This is a genomic window from Arthrobacter sp. BB-1 (genome assembly GCF_006151685.1).
Classification (GTDB): domain Bacteria; phylum Actinomycetota; class Actinomycetes; order Actinomycetales; family Micrococcaceae; genus Arthrobacter.
Genome location: NZ_VDEV01000010.1, coordinates 1 through 19,997, shown reverse-complemented (window position 1 = coordinate 19,997; position 19,997 = coordinate 1). Strand labels below are relative to the sequence as shown.

Here is a 19,997-nt window from a genome sequence, read left to right as displayed (position 1 = left end):
CCCGTCAAGGTCGCTCAGGACATTTGGCTGACCGTAGCTCCTGCCACCCGCACCGGGAGGCCGCTGGCCAGGGACTCCTGCGCGGCGTCTGCCACCCGGGAGGCGGCCACAGCGTCCTCGGGCGTGCACGGGTTGTCCCGCTCGCCCAGGACAAGCTCAACGAACGCGGCCATTTCGGAACGGTATGCCTGGTCGAAACGCTCGGCGAAGGTCCTGTGCGGCTCACCCGAATGGAAAACGACGCCGGGCTCGGCCGAGGCCATGGCGGTCTTTTCGTCCAGGCCCACCATCAGCGACCGGCTGGACCCCTGGATTTCCAGGCGCACGTCATGGCCCGCCCCGTTGTACCGCGTGGCCGAAACCGTGCCTACCGTCCCGTCGTCGAACGTCACCAGCGCCAGGGCCGTATCCACGTCCCCTACTTCGCCGATTGCCGGGTCACCGTTGTTGGAGCCCTTGGCGTAGACCTCGACGATCTCGCGGCCCGTCAGCCAGCGCAGGATGTCGAAGTCGTGGACCGAGCAGTCCCGGAAGAGTCCACCGGAGGTTGCCAGGAACTCCACGGGCGGCGGAGCCATGTCGCAGGTGACCGCGCGCAGGGAGTGGATCCATCCAAGCTCGCCGGCCTGGTACGCCCGCCGTGCCTCAAGGTATCCGGCATCGAAACGCCGCTGGTGGCCGATCTGGACCACGCCGTTGTTGTCCCGGATGTAGTCCAGGACCGGCAGGGCGTCCGCAACGTTCATGGCCACCGGCTTTTCGCAGAAGACCGGGATGCCAGCGTCCACTCCCGCCTTGATCAGCTCGGGATGGGTCGCGGTGCCCGTGGCCACCACCAGGCCGTCAATGCGGGAGGCGAGCAGTGCATCCACGGAAGAATGGTACTCGGCGCCGAGGCCCGCGGCAACGCTCCGGGCATGCTCTTCAGCCACGTCCGTGAGGCGGAGGGTCACGTTAATTCCCTTCGGATTCAACACCTCGTTGAGGGCGGCGATGTTCTGGGCGTGCATGACGCCGATCCGGCCTACGCCGACCAAGCCAAGCGCTACATTCTTCATGATTTTTCCTCTGCATAGACGGTAAAAGCGGTCCGGAAGGCGTCGAGGGCTGCGTTGCTGTCATCCTTCGCCCACGCCTCCATGCCTACTGTGCCCTCATAGCCGGCCTCGGCCAGGGCCCGGGCCACAGCCGCGTAGTTGATTTCCCCGGTGCCCGGCTCGCAGCGTCCGGGCACGTCCGCCACCTGGATTTCACCGATGTAGTGCATTGCCGACCTCACCAGTTCGATGAGGTTCCCCTCCCCCAGTTGGGCGTGGTAGAGATCCAGCATCAGTTTGGCGTTCGGGTGCCCCGCGGCCTCCACCAGTGCGAGGGTGTCCTTGGCGCGTGCCAGCGGAATGCCGGGATGGTCGACGATTGTGTTCAGGTTCTCCAGGCAGAACGTCACGCCGTGCTTTTCGCCCAAGGCGCCCAGCCGCTGCAGGGTACGCGCGCCCGTGGCCCACATGCGTCCGGTGGAGCGGTATACCGGGCGGGCGGCGCGGCCGTCCACCAGTTCAGCCGGGTGCACCACCATGCGGCTGACGCCGAGCTCGACGGCGGTGGGGATCAGCGCTTCAGCTGACCGCACCACGTCGTCGGCCGTGTCCGGGTCCACCAGGCTGCCGGACGTGTAGCCGGTCATGGAGGAGAAGACGGCCCCGGTAGCTTTCAGTGCCCGGACGTCCTTGGTCCGGGAGTCCCAGAGTTCGACGTCGAATCCCGCCTCATGGATCCTGCGCACCCGTTCCAGGAACGGCAGGTCCAAAAAGACCATCTCGGCGCAGACGGCCAGGCGCATCAGAGGGCTGCCTTCTCGCTGACGATGACGGGGGCCCCGCGTTTGACCGATTCGATGCAGGCCAGGGCCATGGCCAGGGCACGGCGGGCATCGGCGGCGCCGGGCGTCAGCGTGAAATCGGGCGACGGCGACGGCACGCCGTCGCGCTTTGCCCGCACGGCCGCGGCGAAGTCGGCGAGTTCGTCCGTGTAGGCCTGGCGGAACAGCTCCACGTTCAGGCGCGGTGTATCCGCCGAAAGTCCTTCGGCGGTGTAGCGCCGGGCCGCCGTTTCGGTGGACCGGCCGGCCTGCACCATGCCTTTGGAGCCGAAGACTTCGCCACGGACGTCGTACCCGTAGAGTGCACTGAAGTTTGCTTCGGCCACCGCCACGGCGCCGTTGCTGTACCGGATGGTCACCACGGCGGTGTCCAGGAACCCCTGGTCGCGCAGGGACGGCTCCACGAGCGCATCGGCCACGGCGTAGACCTCCACGGGTTCGGCCCCCTCGTTGAACCAGTTGAGGGTGTCGAAGTCATGGATCAAGGTTTCAAGGAAGATTGTCCATGCCGGGACCCTGGCGGCATGGGGGATACTTCCGTTCCCCGGGTCACGGGTCAGCGAGCGCAGGAGCTGCGGGGTTCCTGCCGTTCCGGCGGCGAGGTCCTTCTTCGCTGCCTTGAAGTCATCGGCGTACCGGCGGTTGAATCCGATCTGGAAGTGGACACCTGCCTCGTCCACGGCGGCGAGCGCGGCGTCGAGTTCGGCGAGGGTCTGGCCGGCGGGCTTCTCGCAGAAAACGTGCTTCCCGGCGGCGGCCGCCTGCGCGATGAGTGCTGAGTGGAACCGTGCAGGGCTGGCGATGATCACGGCGTCAATCTCCGGATCGGCCAAGATGTCATCAGCGCTGGCCGTCACCTTGGCGGTACCCAGCTCCAGGGCAAGGTTCTGCGCGGACTCGAGGTTGGGGTCGGCGATGGCGGCCAGGTCAGCGCTGGGGACGCGGCGGGCAATGCTTTCGGCATGGAACGCACCCATCCAGCCTGAGCCGATAAGACCGATCCGTACCGGTACTGGGCCCACCGTGGGGTTCTGGGTGATGTAAGCCAAGGGCTCATCCTTTCGAGGTTGTGTACTGCAGTGTTTCGAGGGGTGGCTTTCCCTCGCCCGGGAAGCCAATGCCGAGCTGGCGCCGGATTTCGTCGGCCGCCTCCATGGTCCGGATGGAAGCGGCGAGCGTCCGTTCCGGCACCTCGACCAGGCCGCCTGCGACGGCACGGGCCACGGCGGCGGCCTCGTAGTGCAGGCCCTCGAAGTGGGCTCCGGGCGGTTCGTCATAGCGGAGCCGTGATCCGTCCGGGAACCGCAGCTCGAATCCGCCGGGCATGTTGAACGGACCATTCAGGGTCAGCGTGGCTTTGGAGCCTACGATCGTTGCCGCCGTGGGCGTAAAGTTGTGGAGATGTGTGTTCATGACGGCCTGGCTTCCGCCGTCGAATTCCATGACAGCGGAGAGCTGGGCATTAACCCCTGATTCGTGCTTTTGCCCCAGGGCGAGGATCTGTTTGGGAGCTCCCAGAACTTCGGTGATCAGCGCCAGTGGGTACGTTCCGAGGTCCAACAGCGGCCCGCCGGCCAGGGCCGGATCAAAGATCCGGTGGCTTCGCTCGAAGTGTTCGCCGTACTCCGCCAGGACGGTGGTGACTGTGCCAAGAGTCCCCGCCTCGAGGACCTGCCGGACCACATCGAACTTGGGCAGGAAGAAGCTCCACATTGCCTCAGCAACGAAAACGCCCGCGGCCTTTGCCCGCCTCGCGATGTCATTCGCTTGTACCGCGTTGAGCCCGATGGGCTTCTCGATCAAGACGTGCTTGCCGGCGTTGAGCGCCAGTACAGCCGCCGGGTGGTGCCCGGTGTGCGGAGTGCACACGTAGATGATGTCGATGCCCGGATCGTTCGCCAGTTCTTCATAACTGCCATAGGCTGCCGGGATGCCGAAGGACTCGGCGAACGCCTTGGAGCGGGTGAGCGAGCGGGACGCGACGGCGGCGATCACCTGGTCCGTGTGCGCCTGGACTGACTCGGTGAAGCGCTCAGCGATCCAGCCGGGTCCCATGATCCCCCAGCGCAGGACGGGGGCTTCCATGGAGTCAGGCACGCGCGCCGCGGGGAGGCGTGCAGGCGCCATCAGTAGATGACCTTCGTGTAGGCACCGTCGCTGTGCAGCGACCGGATCATTGCCTGGGCAACCTGGGATGCCCGCAGGCCGTCTTCTCCCGTGGCAAGCGTGGCCGGTTCACCGAGTTCGAGCGCGGAGATCCACGCCTGCAGCTGGAGCCGGTAGGCGTCGGCGAAGCGGGGACGCCAGTCAGCGGGAATCCGTGAGCGCCGTTGGCCTTCCTCCTGCACGGCCAGGACCGCCGGTTCCGGCAGGGCGGTGGTGCCCCGCTCCGACACGACCTCACAGGCGGTTGTGTAGCCGTACTGTGCATTGAGGAACAACTCCAGGGTGGCGAGGGTTCCGTCTGCCAGGCGGAACAGCATGAACGCCGGGTCTTGGAGGCCGCCGGCGGCGCAGCGGGAACTCCGGCCCGCCTGCCACGAGACCTCCGCGATGGGCGAGTGCAGCAGCCAGGGGACGATGTCCAGTTCGTGGATGGCGGAATTGGTGATGGCGGATTCGGCTGTGGTGCCGGGACCGGCCGAGGCGTTGCGGCTGGTGCAGTGGACTATCAGCGGCTCGCCCTGGACCCGGTCCTCCACTGACTGGCGCAGAGCCACGTATCCCGGATCGAAGCGGCGCATGAACCCCATGGACAGCAGCCGGGTACCGGTCGCTGCAATGATGTCGGCCTCAGCCTCGACCACCTCAAGGCTTTCCAGGAGCGAGGGCGCAAGCGGCTTTTCGCACAGAACCGGTGTCATTGCCTCGAAGCACTCAAGCACCAAACCGGCGTGCGTCGAGTCGTGCGAAGCCACCACCACAGCGTCAACGTCGCTGGCGTTGATCAGCTCGGATGGATCCGTGGTGACCCGTGCGGATGGTGGTGCAGCCGCTGCCGCACGTCCGGCGTCGAGGTCTGCCACATAGGTGACTTCGGCGCCGCTGATGGTGGTGGAGAGGTTCCTGATATGGTCTGCACCCATAACACCGGCGCCGATGACGCCAACCCGAATCGTCATTCTGTCTTCCCGTCTGGTTTTTGGTCTTTCCACTGCCCCGGCGCAGGGGTCCGCAAGAAGCGTGGCGGGCCCCTGCGCACCCGGGAAGCGGGCCTGGGCTCAGTGTGGCTGCTGTCCAGCCGGCGTCAGCGCTTGTCGCCGACGTCGGCGACCTCGGCCTGTACTTCCTTGACGATGTCGCCGTGCCCGCCGATCTGTTCGAGCTCGTGGGCGAGTTCGGCGAGCTCGGCGCCGCCGGCCATCTGTGCCGTCAGTTCATCAAGGGTGATGTCCTTCTTGTCGTAGTAGCCGATCGACCTGCCGCGCTTGAGCAGCAGGAACCGGTCACCGACGGGGAAGGCGTGGTGCGGGTTGTGGGTAATGAAGATGACGCCGAGTCCGCGGTCGCGGGCCTGCAGGATGTAGCGCAGTACTACACCCGACTGTTTTACGCCGAGGGCCGCCGTCGGCTCGTCCAGAATGAGGACCTTGGCACCGAAGTAGACTGCGCGGGCGATCGCGACACACTGCCGCTCACCGCCGGAGAGCTGGCCGATGGGCTGCTCTACGTCGCGCAGGTCGATGCCCATGTCGGCGAGCTCTTTCTTGGTGACGTCCTTCATCTTCTGGACGTCCAGCTTCTTGAACGGTCCGAAGCCGGTGGTCAGCTCCGAGCCCAGGAAGAAGTTGCGCCAGATCGGCATCAGTGGCACCACGGCCAGGTCCTGGTACACGGTGGCGATGCCTACATCCAGAGCGTCCCTTGGAGAGCTGAACTTGCGCTCCTCCCCCATGACTTTCAGGACGCCCTCGTCGTGCTGGTGCAGCCCGGCGATGATCTTGATCAGCGTGGACTTGCCGGCCCCGTTGTCGCCGAGGACACACGTAACGCGGCCGTTGTCCACGGCCATGGTGACATCCGTGAGGGCAACGATGCTGCCATAGTGCTTGCCCACACTCTCCAGGGACAGCAGGTGCACGGGCGTGTGGGTCAGCGGATCCTTTTCGTCCTTGAGGAGCTGCTGCTGGTCAATCTGCTTGGCGTTCATGGTTATCAGCCCTTACTTGCGTCTGCGCGGCGTTTGACGTACAGGTTCACGATGGTGGCCAGGAGCAACATCAGGCCCAGGAAGAACTTGAACCAGTCAGGATTCCACTGGGCGTAAACGATGCCCTTGTTGGCCATGCCGAAGATGAAGGCACCGATGGCGCCACCGACGGCTGAGCCGTAGCCGCCGGTCAGGAGGCAGCCACCGATGACGGCAGCGATGATGTAGAGGAATTCGTTGCCCACGCCCTCACCGGACTGCACGGCATCGAACGCGAACAGGTTGTGCATGCCCAGGATCCAGGCGCAGAAACCGACCGCCATGAAGAGGCCGATCTTGGTGGCTTTGACCGGCACGCCCACAGCGCGGGCGGCGTTAGCGTCGCCGCCAACGGCGAAAATCCAGTTGCCCACCTTGGTCCGCAGCAGTACCCAGGACGCCACGGCCACCAGCGCGATCCAGATGAAAACGGTGTTGTTGACGTCCACGCCGCCGATTTTCACCGAGGAGGCAAAGATGGCACGCGCCGCCTGGTAGCCATCCATGTCCGAGATTGACGGGGAGGACACGCCGCCGCCGATCATACGGGTCAGGCCCAGGTTGAGGCCGGTGAGCATCAGGAAGGTGGCAAGGGTGACGATGAAGCTCGGCAGCTTGGTCTTCATCAGGATCCAGCCGTTGATGAAACCAATGGCCAGGGACACTAGGAGGGCCAGGACCACGCCCACCCACACATTCATGCTGAAGTACCAGCTGAACATCGAGGCTGTCAGTGCGGAGCTGATCACGGCCACACCGGTTGAAAGGTCGAACTCGCCGCCAATCATCAGCAGCGACACCCCAACGGCCATAATGCCGATGGTTGAGCTGCCGTAGAGGACAGTGGCGAAGGCGTTCGGCTGGATGAATGTCTGCGAGACGGAAGCGAAGAAGACGAAGAGGACGATTGCGCCGACGAGGGCGCCTACTTCGGGACGTGCCAGGAGTTTCTGGAAGGGGTTCCGCTTGCTGACGCGTTCGTCGCGGACCGCCTGGGACTTGGTCACACTTTGGGTGATGGTCATAATGTTTCTCCTACCTAGCGCCTGGCCCGCGGCATGTGGCCGCGGACCAAGCGGGGCGGGTGTCCTAGCGGACACCCTCCTTGGCAAACTTGAGGACGTCGGGGGCTGCTGCCTGGTCGACGATTGAGGGGCCGGTCAGCACGGGCTGGCCGCCGCCAACATGGATGCCTGCACGCTTGGCCTGCCAGAGCGCGTCAATGGCGCCGTAGCCCTGCAGCCAGGGCTGCTGGTCCACTGTGAAGGCAACCTTGCCATCGATGATCGCCTGCGCAAGATCGCCGTTCATGTCGAAGGAAGCAATCTTGACCTTGTCCTTCAGGTTCAGGGACTCCACGGCCTTGTGGATCGTCAGCGTGAACGGGGCTCCAAGCCCGATGATGGCATCGGCTTCAGGCGTGGCCTGGAGTTTCGCGGTGACAGTGGAGGAAACCTGCGTCATGTCCGTGCCCTGGACGAACAGGTTCTCGGTGGCCGGAATCTTGGATTTGACTCCGGCGCAGCGGGAATCAAGGGCGACATTTCCCTGCTCCATAATGACGCAGATGGGACGCTTGACGCCCATGGACAGAAGCTTCTGACCCACGGCGGCACCTGCAAGGTTTTCATCCGAACCGAAGTGGGTGAAGGCGCCGAGGCCCTGCCAGACGTCGGCTCCGGAGTTGAGGCTCACCACCGGGATGCCGGCGTCCGTTGCCTTCTTCAACGCGTCCTTGAGCGCATCCGGCTTGGCGAGGGTCACCGCGATGCCGTCCACCTTCTGGTCGATAGCCTGCTGGATCAGCTGCGCCTGGCGGCCGCCCTCAGGGTCCGAGGTGTAGAGCAGCTCCACGTTGTCCTTGGCAGAGGCTTCCTCGGCGCCCTTGCGCAGGATGTCCCAGAACGTGTCACCCGGAGCGGCGTGGGTGACCAGCGCAATCTTCATGCGCTCAGTGGTGGCGACCTGGCCGCCGCCGGACGTGCCGCCCTGTTCGGTCCTGCCGCCGGTGCTGGAGCAGGCGCTAAGTGCCATCATGGGGACGACCGCGGCTACGAGCGCCGCCTTCCGCCAGGAAAACTTCTTCACGATAAATCTCCTTCGATTTCGGGCTGACAACACGCCTCATCGCGTGTGTTGAAAATGCCTTCAACTAGATCATGGTGATCCGGTTCACAAAAGTCAACACTTTGTCCTGACATTAGCATGTTCTAACGTAAGGAAACTTGCCCTTCCGTGGTGTCCAAGCCGTTCGACACAGTCCCCGGGACATCTGCGGACAATGAAAATGCCCCCTTGAGATGGTCTCAAGGGGGCATCATCAGGGGATTCAGCGTGCGTTCGGCACGGCCTCGCCGTCGCGGGCCGCCGCAGCTCCGGGCCGCTCCCCAGCCACATTCTTAAAGTAATGCTCCAGGTCCTCGAGGCTCTTGTCCTTGGTCTCAGGAACGTACCTGGTGGCAAAGGCGATAGCCCCAACCCCCAGCACGGCAAAGACGAAGAAGGTGTTGGAGAGCCCAATGGCGGCCAGGAGTTGCGGGAAGCCAAAGCCCACAAGGAAGTTCACGATCCAAAGTACGAAGGCGGACGCGCCCATACCGAGGCCGCGCATCTTCAGCGGGAAGATCTCGGAGAGCATCAGCCAGGTCACGGGCGAAATAGCTCCCTGCTGGAAGGCCAGGAATGTCACAGTCAGTGACAGGATCACGAAACCCCGCGCAGCGCCCTCCGGCAGTATCAGCGAGAAGAAGCCAATCAGCAACAGGGCCGACGTCGTCCCTACCTGCCCGGTGATAAGCATCCGCCGGCGGCCCACCCTGCCCAGGAGCCAAATGCCCACGAACGTGGCAAGCACGGAGATGACGCCGTTGGCGATGTTGGCAGTCAGCGCCGCCTCCCGGCCAAAGCCGGACTGCGCCAGGATCTGGGTGCCGTAATACATGATCGAGTTCACGCCCGTGATCTGCTGGATCACCGCCAGGCCGAGGCCCACCACAAAGATCCTCCGCAGCCAGGGAATGCCCAGATCCCTCCAGGAGCCCATCTTGGACTTGTAGTCCTCTACGGCCATGGCCTTGACCTCTTCGAACTCCGCGCGCGCTTCAGCCTGCGAACGGATGCGCTGCAGCACGCTGAGCGTTTCGCCGAAGCTGCCCATGGAAGCCAGCCAGCGCGGACTTTCCGGCATGAAGTTCATCCCGATCCACAAGGCGATGGCAGGGAGCGTCGCAATGACGAGCATCCACCGCCAGATGCCGCCTGCTTCACCGAAGGTGTTCCCCAAATATGCATTGAAGATGAAGGCCAGCAGCTGCCCGGTGACGATCATCAGCTCGTTCTGCGTGACGATCCTGCCGCGGCGGGCACTGGGGGAAACTTCGGCCAGGTAGACGGGCACCGTAACCGACGCACCGCCGACGGCGAGACCAAGCACAAACCGGGCAGCGATCATCACCTCCGTATTCGGCGCAAAAGTGCAGGCCAAGGTACCCAGCAGGAAGATGACCGCAAGGACGATGATCATCTTCCTGCGCCCGTTCCGGTCTGCCAGCCGGCCGCCGAACAGGGCACCGAAGGCGGCGCCGAAGAGGAGGGAGGACGTCACCAGCCCCTCCGTCAGCGGAGTCAGCCCCAGGTCCTCCTGCATGTACGGGAGGGCGCCGTTGATGACGCCGGTGTCATACCCGAAGAGCAGGCCGCCAAAGGTGGAGATGATGGTGACAGTGCGGAGCGCCCGTTTGTGGTTCGCTGGCTGCTTGGATTTTGTGTCGGTTGGAACAGGGGTACTCATCCATTCACTTTCTGGACGTACTGCTGCATCGTCTCCAGCTGGTACCGGGAGACGTCCTCCGCATGCTCGTCCTCGGCAAAAACGCTGGACACCATGACCGTGTCATCCCGGTCCAGGAACCCGATTTCCTTCAGGCCACCAAAGAACTCATCCCAGTTCACGTCGCCATCGCCGATTTTCAGGTGCTGGTGGACACGGACCGGGTTGCCCGGCGGGTTGGTGATGTAGCGCAGGCCATGGGAGGCGTGATGGTCCATGGTGTCCGCCACGTGGACCAGCCGCAGCTTGTCACCTGCGGCGCGCATGATGTCCAGGGGCGCGTTCTTCATGTGGAAGCTGTGCGAGGCCACGTAGACCATGCCCACATTCTTCGAATTGACCCCGCGGATCACGCGGATGGCGGCGAGGCCCTCTTCCACAAAGTCGTCCGGGTGCGGGTCGATCAGCAGGTCGATGCCTTCACGTTCGATGATGGGCAGCAGTTCTTCCATGGATCGGTAGAAGGCCCTTTCGGACTCCTCCGCCTTCTCCGGGCGGCCGCTGAACTCAGTGTTCATGGTGCTCACGCCAAGGTCCACGGTGATCTGGATGGCACGCTTCCAGTAGCGGACAGCCGCTTCCCTGGCATCCTCGTCCGGTCCGGACCAGCGAAGCACCGGCAGCACGGAGGCGATTTCGATTCCCGCGTCCTTGCAGGCCTTGTTCAGCTGGCGCACCAGTTCGTCATCCGCCTTGGGATGGTTGAAGAAGGGGATGAAATCGGCGTGCGGGGTCATCTGCATGTACTTGTAGCCGAGGTCCGCCACCACCTTGGGGAACTCAAGCAGGCTATGCGAGTGGTGGAACGGCGTGGGGTCAAGTGCGATTTTCACGAAAACACTCCATCGTGGATCAGAACGGCAGGGCGGGGGCTACTTGTAGAGGTGGGGCTTTGCGGCGAGCTTCACGGCGACCTTTTCGCCGTTCTTCTGCGCTTCGACGCCTGCTTCGCAGCACGCTGCGGTGGCGTAGCCGTCCCAGGCGGTGGGACCGCCAATTTCGCCCTTAAGCGCCGCGTCCACCCATGACTGGATTTCGACGTCGTACGCCGCGCCAAAGCGCTCCTCGAAGCCGGGCGTGACGTTGCCGCCCCAGTGGCCGGCGCTGCGGGTGTATGGTCCCTTGTCGCCGCCAATGTTGACAATGCCTTCTTCGAAGGAAGCCTGGGTGGCCACTTCGTAGCCGAACTTGGCGTTGACGAAGATCTCGACGTCGGCCAGGACGCCTGACTCGGTCTCGAGCAGGACGTGCTGGGGATCGTGCTGGCCTGCGGGCGCGTTCTTGGTGGCCTTGCCCAGGCGGACCTGGACACTGGTGATTTCCTCGCCGGTGAAGTAGCGGATGGCATCGAACTCGTGCACCACGGAGTCGTTGATCAGCATCTCGTTGGTGAAGCCATCCGGTGTGGTGGGGTTCCGGTGCTGGTGGTGCAGCATGAGCAATTCGCCCAGTTCGCCGTTCCGGATGATTCCGCCCAATGCCGCGTACTCGGCGTCGAACCGCCGCATGAAGCCCACCTGGATGCGCTTGTGGCCCAGCGCCACCTCGGCCTCGACGATCTTCCAGGAGGATTCGGCGTCGGGGGTCAGCGGCTTTTCGCAGAGGATGGGGATGTCCTTGGCGAGGGCCTTGAACAGGATGTCCTCGTGCAGGAAACCGGGGGTGGCGATCAGTACCGCGTTGACGTCGCCGTTGTTGAGGGCTTCCTCGGCGTCGGCAAGTGCCACGGCGCCCGGGATGCCTTCGATGGCGGCCTGGGCACGGGCCAGGTCCACGTCCACGACGGCGGCAACTTCGGCTCCGTGGATGCGCTTGCTGAGGCGCTGGATGTGGTCCGCGCCCATGCGGCCGGCGCCGATGACGGCTACGCGCAGTGTTTCAGTCATTGTCTTTTCCTTAAGTGTCTTGGAGGTAATCAGTTGACGGCTGTGCGGGAGCCGCAGGACAGCAGGTAATTGCGGGTGCGCTTGGCAATGGGCATCGGAACATCGAACGCCACCGGGTACATGTCCTGTTCCACGATGCCGAAGATAGGACGGTTCAAGCCTTCCACAGCCTCGATGACCGCGCGGAGGTCCGGCAGTCCGTTCGGCGGTTCAGTCATGACGCCGGCCAGGTTGGCTGCGGCCCAGGTCATGTTTTCCTCGTTGACCTTCTTCAGGATCTCCGGGTTGATCTGCTTCAGGTGCAGGTAGCCGATGCGGTCCGGGTAATTCTTGATGAGCTCGAGGCTGGACGCCCCGCAGTACTCGGCGTGGCCCGTGTCCAGGCAAAGGTTCAGGTATTTGGGATCGGTTGCAGCCAGGAGGTGCTCGATGTCTTCCTGCGCGCCAACGTGGGAGTCGGCGTGGGAGTGGAACTGCTGCTTCAGGCCAAAGTCTTCCAGCAGGGTCTTGCCCAGGCGGTTGTGGCCGTCGAAGAGGTCACTCCAGGCCTTGTCGCTCAGGGTGCCGCTTTCCACAGCCTCACCCGTAACGTCGTCGCGCCACATGGCCGGGATGACCACAATGTGCTCGCCGCCCATTGCTGCCGTCAGTTCGGCCACCTTGCGGGCCGGCTCCCAGGCGGTTTCCCACTGGTCCAGGCCGCGGTGGAAGGCGGTGAAAACTGTGCCGGCGGTGACCTTGAGGTCACGGGCCTTGAGCTCCTCGGCCAGGCGGGCGGGGTCGGTGGGCAGGTAGCCGTAGGGGCCCAGTTCAATCCACTTGTACCCGGATTCGGCCACTTCGTCGAGGAACCGCTCCCACGGCGTCTGCTTGGGATCGTTCGCGAACCAGACGCCCCAGGAGTCCGGAGCGGTGCCGATGATCAGCTTGTTCTCAGTCATGACAGCGTTGTCTTTCTATTGTCGGGGTGCTCAGCTGGGATAGCGAAGGGGGTCAATCGCGCCGTCCGCGGCCTTCAGTTGCATCGTCGGCCCGGCCTGGAACGGCGTCTTCGCCGTGCGCCAGCTCGTCAGGGAGGCCTTCTGCGATTCCGTCGTGGCGGACGGCATGGCTGTCGTCGGCGTGGGACGGGAAGTTGTAGGAGGCGCCGGAGGCGTGGTGGGTTTCGGGCCAGCGGGAGGTGATGACCTTGCCGCGGGTGTAGAAGGAGACGCCTTCGGGGCCGTAGATGTGCTTGTCACCGAAGAGCGAGGCTTTCCAGCCGCCGAAGGAGTGGTAGGCCACCGGGACGGGCAGGGGCACGTTGATGCCGATCATGCCGACGGTGACGGAGCGCTGGAACTTCCGGGCTGCTGCGCCGGAGGAGGTGAAGATGGCGGTGCCGTTGCCGTAGGGGTTGGCGTTGATGAGCTTGATGCCGTCTTCGAGGGTATCCACGCGGACCACCACGAGGACGGGTCCGAAGATTTCCTCCTTGTAGGCGGTCATTTCGGTCTTGACGTGGTCAATCACGGTGGGTCCCACCCAGAAGCCGTCTTCGTGGCCGGGGACCACCAGGCCACGGCCGTCCACCACCATGACAGCGCCGGCGGTTTCGGCTTCGGTGACGATCCTGACGATGCGTTCCTTGGAGGCCGGGGTGATGACCGGGCCCATTTCGGCGTCGGGGGCGGTGCCGTTGTTGACCTTCACGGCCAGGGCGCGCTCTTCGACCTTCTTCACGAGCAGGTCCGCGGCGTCCCCGACGGCGACGGCGACAGAGATGGCCATGCAGCGTTCACCGGCGGAGCCGAATGCGGCGGCGGCGAGGTGGTCTGCGGCGTTGTCCAGGTCGGCGTCGGGCAGGATGATGGCGTGGTTCTTTGCCCCGCCCAGGGCCTGCACGCGCTTGCCGTGCTTGGTGGCGGTCTCGTGGACGTACTGGGCGATCGGGGTGGAGCCGACAAAGGAGATGCCGTCAACGTCCGGGTGGGTCAGCAGCCCGTCCACTGTTTCCTTGTCGCCGTGCAGGACCTGGAACACGCCGTCGGGCAGCCCGGCCTCCTTCCACAGCTTCGCCAGCAGGAGCGAGGCGGACGGATCGCGTTCGGAGGGCTTGAGGATGAAGGCGTTGCCGGTGGCGATGGCCATCGGCGCCATCCAGAGCGGGACCATCACGGGAAAGTTGAACGGGGTGATGCCGGCTACCACGCCGAGGGGTTCGCGGAAGGAGAAGACGTCGATGCCGGTGGAGACCTGGTCCGAGTAGTCGCCCTTGAGCAGGGTGGGGATACCGCAGGCGTACTCCACAACCTCCAGGCCGCGGCCGATCTCACCCTTGGCGTCGGAGAGGACCTTGCCGTGCTCGGCCGTGATCAGGGCCGCGAGGTCGTCCACGTGGGCAGCGACGAGTTCACGGAACTTGAACAGCACGGCGGTGCGCTTGGCCAGGGAGATGTCGCCCCACGTGTCGGCTGCTTTGCGGGCGGCGGCGACGGCGGCGTCCAGGTCGGCGCGGTTGGCCAGGCGCAGCTGGGCGGACACGGCGCCGGTGGCCGGGTTGTAGACGGGAGCGCTTCGGTCACCTTCACCGGCGGTTTCGGCGCCATTGATGAAGTGGTTGATGGTGGTGGTCTCAGTGGTGGTGGCAGTCATTGGACTCTTCCTTGAGTAGCGGAAAGGGGGTCAGCCGAGCAGTTTGCGCTGGCGGGACTTGTGGTCGGCGTAGGTCTGGAAGGCCTGCTTGGTGGATTCCAGTTCGGAGACCTGGGAGACGGGCACGTCCCACCAGGATTCAGAGGACGGCGCGTCCAGCAGCGGATCGGATTCGACGTGGATCAGGATCGGTCCACCGCGCTCGGGTGCGGCCTTCGCGTCGCGGATGGCCTGCTCGAGTTCGGCGATGACCTTCTCCCCCGGTTCGATCCGGATCACCTTTACACCCAGCGACTGTGCGTTCAGGGCCAGGTCAACCGGCAGCGTTTCGCCTTCGTCGAAGCTGTGGTGTTCCTCATCCAGTGCCCGGTACTTTGTGCCGAACCGCTGCGAGCCGAGCATCTCCGAGAGGGAACCGATGGAGGCGTAGCCGTGGTTCTGGATCAGGACGACGATCAGCTTGATGCGTTCGGCGACCGCGGTGACGAGTTCGGTGTGCATCATCAGGTAGGAGCCGTCCCCTACCATGACGACGACGTCCCGCACCTGATCGCCTGACCCGCCTGCCGCCGTCGTGCTTGCCGCTTCGGCGAGGACCGCGCGCTTCACGCCGAGGCCGCCGGGGATTTCGTACCCCATGCAGGAGTAGGCGTATTCGACGTGGTAGCCGAAGGGGTCGCGGACGCGCCACATCTTGTGCAGGTCACCGGGCAGCGACCCTGCCGCGCAGATGACCACGTCGCGGGCGTCCATGGCCCGGTTGGTGGCGCCGATGATTTCATTCTGCGCCGGCAGCGGGGTGTAGCGGGTGTCGAAGGCTTCATCCACGGTGGCGTCCCAGCGCTCCTTCTCCGCCGCGACGCGTCGCTCAAGGTCGCCGCCCACGCGGTAGCCGCCGAGGGCTGCGTTGAGCTTGACCAGTGCCTTGCGGGCATCGGCGACAATCGGCAGCGGGGTGCCGTGCTTGTACGCGTCGATCGGGGCGACGTTGATGTTGATGAAGCGCACGTCCGGGTTCTGGAACGCCGTCCGGGACGCGGTGGTGAAGTCCTCGTAGCGGGTGCCGATGCCGATGATCAGGTCCGCCTCGGCAGCGATGGCGTTCGCCGCCGTCGTGCCGGTCGAACCGATGGCACCCAGGCTGAACTTGTGGTCCCAGGGCAGGACGCCGACGCCTGCCTGCGTGTTGCCCACCGGGATACCGGTCAGCTCCACGAACTTCGCCAGCTCGTCGTTGGCGTAGGCGTAGAGGACGCCGCCGCCGGCGATGATCAGCGGGCGCTTCGCGGCACGGATCGCCTCGGCGGCGCGGCGGATGTCGTCGTCGTCCGCCTCCGGTCGGCGGATCCGCCACTCCCGCTCGGCCAGGAATTCCTCGGGCACGTCGAAGGCTTCGGCCTGGACGTCCTGCGGCAGCGAAATGGTCACCGCTCCCGTCTCGGCCGGGTCGGTGAGCACCCGCAGGCCGTGGTGGAAGGCGGAGAACAGCTGCTCGGGCCGGTTGACCCGGTCGAAGAACTTGGACAGCGGCCGGAACGCGTCATTGACCGTCAGGTCGTAGGCGTAGGGCTGCTCGAGCTGCTGCAGCACCGGGTCCGCGGCGCGGGTGGCGAACGTGTCACTGGGCAGCAACAGCACCGGCAGCCGGTTGGTGGTGGCCAGCGCGGCGCCGGTCAGCAGGTTGGAGGAACCCGGGCCGATGGAGGTGCTGACCGCGAACGTCTGGCGACGGCGGGTGTGCCGGGCATACCCCACGGCCTGGTGGACCTGGGCCTGCTCGTTGCGTCCCTGGTAGTACGGCATGATGGCCGGGTCCAGTTGCTGGTACTGCTTCAGCGCCTGGCCCACGCCTGCCACGTTGCCGTGCCCGAAAATGCCGAACGTTCCCGGGATCAGGCGCTCCCGGTAGTCCACCCCGTTGACCGAGTCCACGGTGTACTGCTTGGAAAGGTATTCGACGACGGCCTGCGCCACCGTCATCCTGCGCGTTCCTGATGTGGTTCCCATGGAAAGCTACTCCGATGCTTCTGCGTTGTGGCTGAGGAGGGAAGCGGCGGTGGCCACGGCGCCTGCCACATCCCCGTCAGCAGGGTACAAAAGGGTTCGTCCAACGGTGAGGCCCTGCACTCCGGGGAGGGCAAGGGCTGCCTGCCAGCTGGCGAAAACCTCATCCTGGCTGCTGTCCGGATCCCCGCCCAGGAGGACCGTGGGCATGGTGGTGGCGGCCATAACGCGTTCCATCTCCGCCACGACCGGCAGCTTCATCCAGGTATAGGCGCTCGTGGAGCCCAGGCCCTCGGCGATGGCGATCGACTTGATCACGGCGTTCGGCGTGAGGTCGTTGCGGACCCTGCCGTTTTCGCGGACCGAAAGGAACGGCTCCACCATGGCGATGAGCTTCCGCTCGGCCAGCGAGTCAATGGCCTTGGCGGTAGCTTCGAGGGTCACCACCGTGTCGGGGTCGCCCAGGCAGATCCGGGTCAGCATCTTGCCGCCGTCCGCACCCAAGGCTTCGAGCGCTGCAGCGGTGTGGCCGGTGAAGCGGTCGTCGAACTCATTGACCAGCCCGGCAAGGCCGCCGCGGTTCATGGAGCCGAAGACCAGCTTGCCGTTCAGTGCACCGAGCAGCAGCAGATCATCCATGATGTCCGGCGAGGCCAGGACACCGTCAACGGCCGGGTTGGCCAGCGCGATCTGCAGCCGGTCCAGCAGCTGCCGGCGGTCCGCCATGGCCACCGGGTCGCTGCCGACGGCAAGGGCGCCGCGGGCGGGGTGGTCGGCTGCGACGATGAAGTTCTGCCGGCCGGACTTCACGCCGGGATGGCGGCGGCGGGCTTTGGCGGCCCGGGCTACGGCATCCGGGTCTTCGAGCCGGATGGTGCTCAGGTGCTCATAGCGGCGGGGGTCGTCGTCCACGTCATTGTTCGAGGCGAGAGGCGTAAGGGTCACAGTGCTGCTCCTTCAGTGGCAAGCTGCTCAGAGGTGCCGGGAACCGGGCGGCCGCGTTCGGCCAGCAGCGAGGTGACCTCATCCGGCGTCGGCATGGCGTCGGCGCAGGAGAGGCGGGAGGCGACGATCGCGCCGGCGGCATTCGCGTAATCGAGGACCTGGGCAAGCGGCCAGCCGGACAGCAGTCCGTGGCAGAAGGCGCCGCCGAAGGAGTCGCCGGCGCCCAGGCCGTTGACGGTTTCTACCGGGACCGGGGCGGAGACCACGCGCTCGGTGCGGGTCTTGGCCATCACGCCTTCCGGTCCGAGCTTGACGACGGCGATTTCCACGCCCGCTGCCAGGAGCCGGTCCGCCTGCTCATCCGGAGTGCCCTCCCCCACAGCCACGGCACACTCCTTGTCATTGCCGATGGCAACGGTGACATGCGGGAGGATCTTGGCCACCTCGGCCCGGGCTTCCTCCTCCGAGTCCCAGAACATGGGCCGGTAGTCCAGGTCCAGGATGGTGAACTGGCCCTCGGCCAGGGCGGTGCGCGGCCGGGCCTCATGGGCGGCAAGGTGCGCGCTGCGGCTGGGCTCCTGGCACAGGCCCGTTACCGTGGACCAGAAAATACCGGCCTCGCGGATGGCATCGAGGTCCAGCTCCTCTGCCCTGATCTGCAGGTCCGGAGCAGTGGGGAACCGTCCGTAGAAGTAGAGCGGGAACTCGTCCGTAGCCGGCTTGATGGCGCAGAAGGTCACGGCCGTCGGGTACTGCGTGACGGATGATACGAAGGTGTCATCGACGTTGAACTTGTGCAGTTCGCGGTGGAGGTACTTTCCGAACGCATCGTCCCCGGTGCGGGTAATCACACCCGTCCGGTGGCCATGCCGGGCGGCAGCGACGGCGACATTGGACGGAGAACCGCCAAGGTACTTCCCAAAGGACGTCACGTCCTCCAGGTCAACCCCAATGTCGTTCGGGTAGATATCAACGCTGATGCGCCCGATCGTAAGAAGCTCGTGGGTCACGGTAATCGTGGACCTTTCTGGTGTGGAACTCTAAACCTGTTCTGAGGGAGCCCTGGACTCGCTGCCGTGACTTACGCCACGGGCACTACTTTGCCCTAGTTTGGATGTCCTGTCAAAGGTTTGTACTGACATACTTACAACGAGACGTGGCTATGAAAATGCACACAGCCGCCCCGCACGGAGGGGCTACTTTTTGGGCACAGCAAGCTCGCCGGTGACATACTGCGCACGGCCAAATCCAAAGGACCAGTCACCGGCAGTGTTCTCCACGTAGCCGATGAACACGTCCTCCCCCGCAGTGCCCGCCTCGGCGAGCTTTTCCGCCACTGCAGCGAACAGCCGCTGCTTCGCTTCCTGGGACCGGCCGCCCTGCGTGAAGATCTGGATCATCACCACGTCCCGGGTCCGCTCAAACCCCAGGCCGGCATCCTGGGCAAAAATCTGCCCCTCGGGATGCTCGGTGAGGATGTGGAAGTAGTCGCGCTCGGGGATGGCGTACTCAGCGAGGATGGCATCATGGATTCCCCTGCTGAGTTGCTGCAGCTCCCCGCGGCTGCGTCCTTCATTTACGTCAATGCGCACAAGCGGCATGTTTCGCTCCGTTCAGAGTTTGTACTGACATACTAACAAATCGCGTGAGCCAGAAACAAGGCCAAGAGGCTTGAAAGGGCAGCGGGACACGCCTAGTCTTAAACAACCGAAAGGTTGATAAACGAAGAGATTGATTAAGGAGGGCTCTGATGAGTTCCGAAAGCGCGGCCTTGGACTCGGCCTTTATGGCCCTGGCCGATCCCGTGCGGCGGAGCATCATCGCCCGGCTCAGCCGGGGTGCGGCCACCGTGAACGAATTGGCAGAACCGTTCGAGATCTCCAAGCAGGCGGTCTCGAAACATATCCAGGTACTCGAGCAGGCGGGACTGGTCACCAGGACCAGGGATGCGCAGCGCCGGCCCGTCCACCTGAACCCGGCGCGGCTTGAGGCGCTGACCGCCTGGATCGACCAGTACAGGCTGGTACGCGAAGGGCAGTTCCGGAACCTCGACGCCGTACTTAGATCACATGCTGCGTCTGGCAGCGACTAATCTCCAAGGAGTCATCATGAGCAATTCCCTGAAACTCAGCGTTCCTGAGGGCGTCCCCTTCATCGACTATGAGCGCGAGTTCGATTTCCCGGTGGCGGACGTCTTCCGTGCCCACAAGGAACCTGACCTGATCGTCCAGTGGCTGGGCCCGCGGGGCTACAAGATGGAGATCGACCATTACGATTTCCGCACCGGCGGCAGCTACAGCTACCTCCACACCGGGCCCGAGGGGGTCCCCTATGAATTTAGGGGGATCTTCCACACCGTCCGCGACAACGAGTTTGCCATCCAAACCTTTGAGTTTGGCGGCTACCCGGACATCGTCAGCCTGGAATTCATGACGTTCGAGGACCTCGGCAACGGGCGGACCCGGATGCGGGGCCACTCCGTTTATCCCAGCCAGGAGGCGCGCGACGGGATGGCACAGTCCGGAATGGAAGGCGGCATGAGCGAGGGCTACGAGCGGCTGGACGAACTCCTCAGCGGCGCCAAGGTCTGAAGCAAAGAAAGTACGACGACGGCGGGCCACCCTTGCAGCG

At 64.7% G+C, this 19,997-nt stretch carries 18 protein-coding genes and 1 pseudogene; 2 read left to right on the top strand and 17 right to left on the bottom strand.

Annotation, left to right across the window (positions count from 1 at the left end):
* Positions 1 to 14: 14 nt before the first annotated feature.
* The 17 genes and pseudogenes from FHJ30_RS04875 to FHJ30_RS04795 form a co-directional block, all read right to left on the bottom strand.
* Positions 15 to 1,058, bottom strand: a complete 1,044-nt coding sequence (locus FHJ30_RS04875; protein ID WP_139028186.1) for a Gfo/Idh/MocA family oxidoreductase — start codon at positions 1,056 to 1,058, stop codon at positions 15 to 17.
* Positions 1,055 to 1,840, bottom strand: a complete 786-nt coding sequence (locus FHJ30_RS04870) for a TIM barrel protein (RefSeq protein WP_139028185.1) — start codon at positions 1,838 to 1,840, stop codon at positions 1,055 to 1,057. Before FHJ30_RS04870 ends, FHJ30_RS04875 begins: the two co-directional genes overlap by 4 nt.
* The gene (locus tag FHJ30_RS04865; protein WP_139028184.1) at positions 1,840 to 2,928 is read right to left on the bottom strand and encodes a Gfo/Idh/MocA family oxidoreductase; all 1,089 of its coding nucleotides are present in this window, start codon (positions 2,926 to 2,928) and stop codon (positions 1,840 to 1,842) included. Before FHJ30_RS04865 ends, FHJ30_RS04870 begins: the two co-directional genes overlap by 1 nt.
* A gap of 4 nt (positions 2,929 to 2,932) precedes the next feature.
* On the bottom strand, positions 2,933 to 4,006 hold the full coding sequence (locus tag FHJ30_RS04860) for a Gfo/Idh/MocA family protein (protein ID WP_139028183.1): 1,074 nt from the start codon (positions 4,004 to 4,006) through the stop codon (positions 2,933 to 2,935).
* Positions 4,006 to 5,001 (bottom strand): Gfo/Idh/MocA family oxidoreductase, encoded by a 996-nt coding sequence (locus FHJ30_RS04855; protein ID WP_139028182.1) that lies wholly within the window; start codon positions 4,999 to 5,001, stop codon positions 4,006 to 4,008. The genes FHJ30_RS04860 and FHJ30_RS04855 overlap by 1 nt, the downstream gene beginning before the upstream one ends.
* 125 nt (positions 5,002 to 5,126) lie before the next feature.
* Positions 5,127 to 6,029 (bottom strand): ATP-binding cassette domain-containing protein, encoded by a 903-nt coding sequence (locus FHJ30_RS04850; protein WP_139028181.1) that lies wholly within the window; start codon positions 6,027 to 6,029, stop codon positions 5,127 to 5,129.
* 5 nt (positions 6,030 to 6,034) lie between these two features.
* Positions 6,035 to 7,093 (bottom strand): ABC transporter permease, encoded by a 1,059-nt coding sequence (locus FHJ30_RS04845; protein ID WP_139028180.1) that lies wholly within the window; start codon positions 7,091 to 7,093, stop codon positions 6,035 to 6,037.
* A gap of 64 nt (positions 7,094 to 7,157) precedes the next feature.
* On the bottom strand, positions 7,158 to 8,156 hold the full coding sequence (locus FHJ30_RS04840) for a substrate-binding domain-containing protein (protein ID WP_139028179.1): 999 nt from the start codon (positions 8,154 to 8,156) through the stop codon (positions 7,158 to 7,160).
* Positions 8,157 to 8,397: 241 nt separating this feature from the next.
* Positions 8,398 to 9,858: a sugar porter family MFS transporter gene (locus FHJ30_RS04835; RefSeq protein WP_139028178.1), complete on the bottom strand. Its 1,461-nt coding sequence runs from the start codon at positions 9,856 to 9,858 to the stop codon at positions 8,398 to 8,400.
* A complete protein-coding gene (locus FHJ30_RS04830; RefSeq protein ID WP_139028177.1) occupies positions 9,855 to 10,730 on the bottom strand; it encodes a sugar phosphate isomerase/epimerase family protein in 876 nt (291 codons plus the stop codon). Before FHJ30_RS04830 ends, FHJ30_RS04835 begins: the two co-directional genes overlap by 4 nt.
* Before the next feature lie 39 nt (positions 10,731 to 10,769).
* Positions 10,770 to 11,783, bottom strand: a complete 1,014-nt coding sequence (locus FHJ30_RS04825) for a Gfo/Idh/MocA family protein (protein WP_139028176.1) — start codon at positions 11,781 to 11,783, stop codon at positions 10,770 to 10,772.
* A gap of 29 nt (positions 11,784 to 11,812) precedes the next feature.
* Positions 11,813 to 12,724: a sugar phosphate isomerase/epimerase gene (locus tag FHJ30_RS04820; protein ID WP_139028175.1), complete on the bottom strand. Its 912-nt coding sequence runs from the start codon at positions 12,722 to 12,724 to the stop codon at positions 11,813 to 11,815.
* A 181-nt stretch (positions 12,725 to 12,905) separates the two neighbouring features.
* Positions 12,906 to 14,417, bottom strand: a pseudogene (locus tag FHJ30_RS04815) (CoA-acylating methylmalonate-semialdehyde dehydrogenase); the annotation flags it as partial.
* Positions 14,418 to 14,447: 30 nt separating this feature from the next.
* On the bottom strand, positions 14,448 to 16,424 hold the full coding sequence (iolD, locus tag FHJ30_RS04810) for a 3D-(3,5/4)-trihydroxycyclohexane-1,2-dione acylhydrolase (decyclizing) (RefSeq protein ID WP_171058922.1): 1,977 nt from the start codon (positions 16,422 to 16,424) through the stop codon (positions 14,448 to 14,450).
* Positions 16,425 to 16,430: 6 nt separating this feature from the next.
* Complete coding sequence (locus FHJ30_RS04805) at positions 16,431 to 17,366, bottom strand: deoxyribose-phosphate aldolase (protein WP_139028174.1); 936 nt, start codon at positions 17,364 to 17,366, stop codon at positions 16,431 to 16,433.
* The gene (gene iolC, locus FHJ30_RS04800) at positions 17,363 to 18,376 is read right to left on the bottom strand and encodes a 5-dehydro-2-deoxygluconokinase (RefSeq protein WP_139028173.1); all 1,014 of its coding nucleotides are present in this window, start codon (positions 18,374 to 18,376) and stop codon (positions 17,363 to 17,365) included. The genes FHJ30_RS04805 and iolC overlap by 4 nt, the downstream gene beginning before the upstream one ends.
* A gap of 186 nt (positions 18,377 to 18,562) precedes the next feature.
* Positions 18,563 to 18,967 (bottom strand): tautomerase family protein, encoded by a 405-nt coding sequence (locus FHJ30_RS04795; protein ID WP_139028172.1) that lies wholly within the window; start codon positions 18,965 to 18,967, stop codon positions 18,563 to 18,565.
* Positions 18,968 to 19,116: 149 nt separating this feature from the next.
* Here FHJ30_RS04795 and FHJ30_RS04790 point away from each other — a divergent pair, with 149 nt between their 5' ends.
* Together FHJ30_RS04790 and FHJ30_RS04785 are read left to right on the top strand one after the other, a co-directional pair.
* Complete coding sequence (locus FHJ30_RS04790) at positions 19,117 to 19,458, top strand: helix-turn-helix transcriptional regulator (protein ID WP_139028171.1); 342 nt, start codon at positions 19,117 to 19,119, stop codon at positions 19,456 to 19,458.
* Positions 19,459 to 19,474: 16 nt separating this feature from the next.
* Positions 19,475 to 19,957 carry an SRPBCC family protein gene (locus FHJ30_RS04785; protein ID WP_139028170.1) on the top strand — a complete coding sequence of 161 codons (483 nt, stop codon included), beginning with the start codon at positions 19,475 to 19,477 and terminating at the stop codon, positions 19,955 to 19,957.
* The last annotated feature ends 40 nt before the right edge of the window (positions 19,958 to 19,997 follow it).

What these genes read in the sequence shown, in the direction of transcription:
- FHJ30_RS04875 (WP_139028186.1), bottom strand. Translation starts at nt 1,058, where the DNA reads ATGAAGAATGTAGCGCTTGGCTTGGTCGGCGTAGGCCGGATCGGCGTC.
- FHJ30_RS04870 (WP_139028185.1), bottom strand. Translation starts at nt 1,840, where the DNA reads ATGCGCCTGGCCGTCTGCGCCGAGATGGTCTTTTTGGACCTGCCGTTC.
- FHJ30_RS04860 (WP_139028183.1), bottom strand. Translation starts at nt 4,006, where the DNA reads ATGGCGCCTGCACGCCTCCCCGCGGCGCGCGTGCCTGACTCCATGGAA.
- FHJ30_RS04855 (WP_139028182.1), bottom strand. Translation starts at nt 5,001, where the DNA reads ATGACGATTCGGGTTGGCGTCATCGGCGCCGGTGTTATGGGTGCAGAC.
- FHJ30_RS04850 (WP_139028181.1), bottom strand. Translation starts at nt 6,029, where the DNA reads ATGAACGCCAAGCAGATTGACCAGCAGCAGCTCCTCAAGGACGAAAAG.
- FHJ30_RS04845 (WP_139028180.1), bottom strand. Translation starts at nt 7,093, where the DNA reads ATGACCATCACCCAAAGTGTGACCAAGTCCCAGGCGGTCCGCGACGAA.
- FHJ30_RS04835 (WP_139028178.1), bottom strand. Translation starts at nt 9,858, where the DNA reads ATGAGTACCCCTGTTCCAACCGACACAAAATCCAAGCAGCCAGCGAAC.
- FHJ30_RS04825 (WP_139028176.1), bottom strand. Translation starts at nt 11,783, where the DNA reads ATGACTGAAACACTGCGCGTAGCCGTCATCGGCGCCGGCCGCATGGGC.
- FHJ30_RS04820 (WP_139028175.1), bottom strand. Translation starts at nt 12,724, where the DNA reads ATGACTGAGAACAAGCTGATCATCGGCACCGCTCCGGACTCCTGGGGC.
- iolD (WP_171058922.1), bottom strand. Translation starts at nt 16,424, where the DNA reads ATGGGAACCACATCAGGAACGCGCAGGATGACGGTGGCGCAGGCCGTC.
- FHJ30_RS04795 (WP_139028172.1), bottom strand. Translation starts at nt 18,967, where the DNA reads ATGCCGCTTGTGCGCATTGACGTAAATGAAGGACGCAGCCGCGGGGAG.
- FHJ30_RS04790 (WP_139028171.1), top strand. Translation starts at nt 19,117, where the DNA reads ATGAGTTCCGAAAGCGCGGCCTTGGACTCGGCCTTTATGGCCCTGGCC.
- FHJ30_RS04785 (WP_139028170.1), top strand. Translation starts at nt 19,475, where the DNA reads ATGAGCAATTCCCTGAAACTCAGCGTTCCTGAGGGCGTCCCCTTCATC.